The sequence below is a fragment of the Saccharicrinis fermentans DSM 9555 = JCM 21142 genome, assembly GCF_000517085.1.
In the GTDB taxonomy this organism is placed as follows: Bacteria; Bacteroidota; Bacteroidia; order Bacteroidales; family Marinilabiliaceae; genus Saccharicrinis; species Saccharicrinis fermentans.
The window spans coordinates 5,120-10,695 of the sequence record NZ_KI912108.1 but is presented as its reverse complement, the minus strand read 5'-3'; the positions used below and the strand labels follow the sequence as shown (position 1 = coordinate 10,695).

Here is a 5,576-nt window from a genome sequence, read left to right as displayed (position 1 = left end):
TGCAGGATACTTCTCTAACGGAATAACCACTATGCAGTGTATGTATGCACCGGAGTTCAGTGCCCATTCCAAAGGGCTAAGAATAAATATAGTAAAACCATAATACAGAGGTATTATAGTTTACAAAGCGAGAATAATACGGGGCAGTGCCAAAAGTTGGGAATAAATGTTGTTTATAGTTGTCATGCAAATATTTTTGTTAATCTGAACAAGAAGAACTTTTCATCAACAACACCTCTGAATTGTCTTCTGAAATCCTTTACTTTTGCATTGAAAGATTCTGCTGCAGCATAGGTACTTCCGTAATCTAGTGGCTGCAAGAAAACGACCGTTTTTTCTGTCTTTGATAAGAAAGCTTCAAAGACAAGGCTTTCGATATTTTTGAAACCAAGGAGTTTACTGATTGTAAATAACTGTTTCAAAAATGAGAATAACGCAGTATTTGGAGTTTTCTTGCAAAGACTATCTAATTGAGAGCAATGTTTCTAACTTATTTGATTATTTTCTTTGCTTTTGAAACTTCCGTTAATGTCCTTTTTACTCGGGAAAGTATATTTTAAAAGGTCCTCATGATCAGGCTTCGCCGAATTATTCGGGGAGGTTTGTTTTCAAAGACCCTCATGATCAGGCTTCGCCGAATTACTCGGGAAGGTATATTTTTAAAGGTCCTCATGATAACTTCGTTATTGTCATTGCCATAAAAAGGACCCAAAAGGTCTAGAATAATAGATCACTATCTGCCCGCATCGACCAACCCAAATGATGTATTAGAACTTCGTTATGAGCATTGAAATGGCAATAAAAGAAGGCTTTTCTGAGACGAGGCATAACAGAGCCTAAGATGAGAATATCAATATGCTTGTAACTTAAAAATAATCATCGTTTTAGAGTGAACTATTTTTTACTTCGTACTTGGTATATTGCTTGCTTTTAATATTTCCATATATGTCCTTTTTATCATTGCCATAAAAAGGACCAAAAAGGTCTAGAACAATAGATCACTACCTCCCCGGCATCAGCGAACCCAAATGATGTATTAGAACTTCGTCATGAAAATTAAAAGTGCAATCAATCAAGAACTTGTTGAGATGAGGCATAGCACCAGCTATGGTGAATTGAAACAAGTTAGCGGGCGACTTGATTGGCAGCAATTTTAATTCGTAATAGATTTTCTAATGCAGCTTTTGGGTAATAATTCCGTCCGGCACACACTTCTTTCGCACTAGGCCAACCGCACTACCACCTCAAGTGCGCCCAGGAAAACTTCTCGCCAGCGCCGGCCACGGCTATTGTTCTGGCCAACCCTGTAATCGATTTGTTGGAGGTTGGGTATATAAATGGGAATTATCCATTCATTGAGAGTTATTGAATATGGTTTTTATAATTGAGAACTTCTATGTTTTACTTGAATGCATTTATTAAATTGGAAATATTGATTCTGTATAGAGAGGATAGATTGATTCTTTTGATACACACCTTGCTCTTGCTGCTTATTGATATGTTCTTTTTACTCGGGAAGGTTTATTTTCAAAGGCCCTCATGATCAGGCTTCGCCGAATTATTCGGGAAGGCTTGTTTTAAAGGTCCTCATGATAACTGCGTCATTGTCATTGCCACAAAAAGAACCAAAAAGGTCTAGAATAATTGATCACCACCTCCCCTACATCAGCGAACCCAAATGATGTATTAGAACTTCGTCATGAGCATTGAAATGGCAATAAAAAGAAGGCTTTTCTGAGACGAGGCATAACAGAGCCTAAGATGAGAATATCAATATGCTTGTAACTTAAAAATAATCATCGTTTTAGAGTGAACTATTTTTTACTTCGTACTTGGTATATTGCTTGCTTTTAATATTTCCATATATGTCCTTTTTATCATTGCCATAAAAAGGACCAAAAAGGTCTAGAACAATAGATCACTACCTCCCCGGCATCAGCTTCCCTTTCCGTCCGGCACACACTTCTTTCGCACTAGGCCAACCGCACTACCACCTCAAGTGCGCCCAGGAAAACTTCTCGCCAACGCCGGCCCCGGGGCTATTGTTCTGGCCAACCCTGCAATCGATTTGTTGGAGGTTGGGTATTTAAATGGGGATTATTCAATCATTGAGAGTTATTGAATATGGTTTTTATAATTGAGAACTTCTATGTTTTACTTGAATGCATTTATTAAATTGGAAATATTGATTCTGTATAGAGAGGATAGATTGATTCTTTTGATACACACCTTGCTCTTGCTGCTTATTGATATGTTCTTTTTATTCGGGAAGGTTTATTTTCAAAGGCCCTCATGATCAGGCTTCGCCGAATTATTCGGGAAGGCTTGTTTTAAAGGTCCTCATGATAACTGCGTCATTGTCATTGCCATAAAAAGGACCCAAAAAGTCTAGAACAATAGATCACTACCTGCCCTACAGCGACCAACCCAAATGATGTATTAGAACTTCGTCATGAGCATTAAAATGGCAATAAAAGAAGGCTTTTCTGAGACGAGGCATAACAGAGCCTAAGATGAGAATATCAATATGCTTGTAACTTAAAAATAATCATCGTTTTAGAGTGAACTATTTTTTACTTAGTACTTGGTATATTGCTTGCTTTTAATATTTCCATATATGTCCTTTTTATCATTGCCATAAAAAGGACCAAAAAGGTCTAGAACAATAGATCACTAGCTCCCCGGCATCAGCTTCCCTTTCCGTCCGGCACACACTTCTTTCGCACTAGGCCAACCGCACTACCACCTCAAGTGCGCCCAGGAAAACTTCTCGCCAACGCCGGCCCCGGGGCTATTGTTCTGGCCAACCCTGCGGTCTTTATTTTGATAGTTGGGTATTTAAATGGGGATTACTTATTGATTGAGAATTACGAAATATGGTTGTAAATAGAAACTTTGTACCATCAAATTTTCGCAATTGAAAATCATCATTTGTAAAGACAAAAATAGCCTTCATCTTTAAGTTGCAAAACAGAAACGAAGAAGGCTATGAATAAAAACAAAAAAATTTTTATGTGGTACAAAGTTAAAGAATTATCATCACAAGGACTAAACCAAAGTCAAATCAAATTAGAGTTGGGTATCGACAGGGGAACTGTACGTAAATACCTTTCCATGAGCGTAGCACAATTTCTAGCATGGATTAGTACTCCACGGCGAATGCCAAAAAAACTAAATGAGTATTATAATTTTGTCAAAGAATTACTGGAGAGAGGCCCCTATTTATCAGCAGCTCAGATTGAAGATAGATTAAAAGAACATTATTCTGATCTGCCGAATGTAAGTAGTAAAACAGTCTATAATTTTGTTCAAACAGTAAGAAAGGAACAAAATATACCCAAACATAAAGAGAAACTTCCACGCCAATACGAGAAGCTTCCCGAAACAGAATATGGAGAAGAGGCACAAGTAGATTTTGGATCATACCGAATGCTTAGTAGTGGAAGTGGCAGAATTAAGATTTACTTTTTTACAATGGTACTTTCCCGTTCCCGACAAAAGTTTGTTTACTGTCAACGAATACCATTTACTACAGAGACAGCAAATTATGCACATGAACTGGCATTCGAATATTTTGAGGGAATCCCCCGTCGAATAATCTACGATCAGGATCGTGTTTTTGTAAAAGATGAAAATCTTGGCGATGTTCTTCTTACTGATGGATTTATGCAGTTTACAAATGCACATCCCTTTGAGGTAATATTTTGCAGAAAAGCTGACCCTGAAAGCAAAGGAAAAGTTGAAAATGTAGTAAAATACGTAAAACACAATTATCTGAAAGGAAGAGTATTCCAAGATATTGACAGGTTGCAAAAAGAAGTTTTACAATGGCTTGATCGCACTGGAAATGCGAAGATACATGGTACAACCAGGCGTATTCCAAAGCAAGAGTGGGAAAAAGAAAAGCAATACCTGCTGACTTATAGTGGAAAACCGGAAAAACCATTTTTAAACTTGCCGATATATCCTGTGAGAAAAGATAACACGGTACTTTATCGAAGTAATTACTACAGCTTGCCTTTGGGTACATATCAAGACAGGGGTGCCAATGTTTTACTGGAAGAAAAAGAAATGAAGCGTTTCTTTTATACGATTGATAACCAGTTGCTGGCCACACATGAGCTGTCTTTAGATACAGGTCGGATTATAAAAAATAATGACCATGCAAGGGAAAAGTCAAAGACTCTGCAAAAAACCTATGAGCTGGTTTTTGAAAGCTTAAGATATATTCCTCAAGCCGAACAATATTTGGCAGCAATAGAGAAAGATAAACCCCGGTATTTTCATGATAATCTCCGAGTTATACAAAAGAACATTGAAAGTTCATCTCAGGAAATAATCAACTTAGCCCTGCTTTACTGTTATGAAAATCAGATACTAAATGCCAATCGTTTCGCCGAAGTTCTGAATTATTTTGAAAATGAGCAAGCTCTAAAGAATGTAAAACACAATGTTTGTATAGAAACCGGCAATCTGAATAAGCAACAAAATGCTGATATGCAACCTCAGAAACGTGATATCAATGAATATGAATCAATAATGAATTAGAAAATGAAGCTATTAGATCAAATTAAAAACTATGCCGATATTTTACGGCTAACAAAGATGAAAAACGAACCAGAAGCAGTGCTTCATCAGGCACAGATAGATAAACCATCTTATCAGGAATTTGCATTACAGCTCTTGCAAAGAGAGGTGCAGCACAGAAAGAAAACAGATCTTGACAGGAGAATGAAATTAGCCCGATTACCCAAAGATCACAACCTGGACAAGTATGACTTTAACATGGCAAATGGTATGACTGTGCCTCAACTGAAACAATTACGGGAATTATTATGGATGGAACAAAATTATAACCTGATACTAATGGGCCCCTCAGGAACAGGAAAAACGTATGTGGCGGCAGGACTGATTAACGATGCTGTAAAATCTGGTCATAAAGCTTACTTTATCACAATGGAGGAACTAATAACGGTGTTAAAAATGAAAGAAATGATATCTGGTGCGCTTAACACTTATAATCGTCTTTTAAAGGCTCATTTAGTGGCTATAGACGATATAATGCTTTTTCCTATTAAGAAACATGAAGCAGTTGCATTTTTCAACCTGATAAATCATCTGCACGAACAAACGTCTGTAATAATCACAACAAACAAATCCCCTCAGCAATGGGCAGAAATGCTCGATGATGAAGTCTTGGCAACTGCTTTGTTAGATAGATTATTGTTTAAATGTGAAGTTGTAAAACTCGAAGGTAAAAGTTACAGAATGGAAAACAGAAAAACAATCTTCGAGCAGCAATCAACCCTCTGATTGCCTCGGTCGCTAAGCTCCCTCAACAATCAGAGGGTTGATTAATATATTTTTATTGTAGAATGATGGTTTACTGTTACGAAAAATTGATGGTTTTAAATTTGCTATTTTCATCCAATCGACATCCGGATTGGAGCATTTTTTTACTTTTCAATATGTAGCAGACCGCATATTTACTGAATATTAAACTATAAATAAAACGACCGCAGGGCAGGCCAGAACAATAGCCCCGGGGCCGGCGTTGGCGAGAGAGCTTCAAGGGC

The 5,576-nt window shown here is 37.3% G+C and carries 3 protein-coding genes; 2 read left to right on the top strand and 1 reads right to left on the bottom strand.

What is annotated here, in order from left to right:
* Positions 1-182: 182 nt before the first annotated feature.
* On the bottom strand, positions 183-422 hold the full coding sequence (locus CYTFE_RS32110) for a hypothetical protein (RefSeq protein WP_244880317.1): 240 nt from the start codon (positions 420-422) through the stop codon (positions 183-185).
* A 2,590-nt stretch (positions 423-3,012) separates the two neighbouring features.
* Between CYTFE_RS32110 and istA the strand changes: the two genes are divergently transcribed.
* Both istA and istB read left to right on the top strand, forming a co-directional pair.
* Entirely contained in the window at positions 3,013-4,548 is a 1,536-nt protein-coding gene (gene istA, locus CYTFE_RS0124040) for an IS21 family transposase (RefSeq protein WP_044263443.1), read from the top strand.
* Between the two features lie 3 nt (positions 4,549-4,551).
* A complete protein-coding gene (gene istB / locus CYTFE_RS0124035; RefSeq protein ID WP_027473182.1) occupies positions 4,552-5,313 on the top strand; it encodes an IS21-like element helper ATPase IstB in 762 nt (253 codons plus the stop codon).
* The last annotated feature ends 263 nt before the right edge of the window (positions 5,314-5,576 follow it).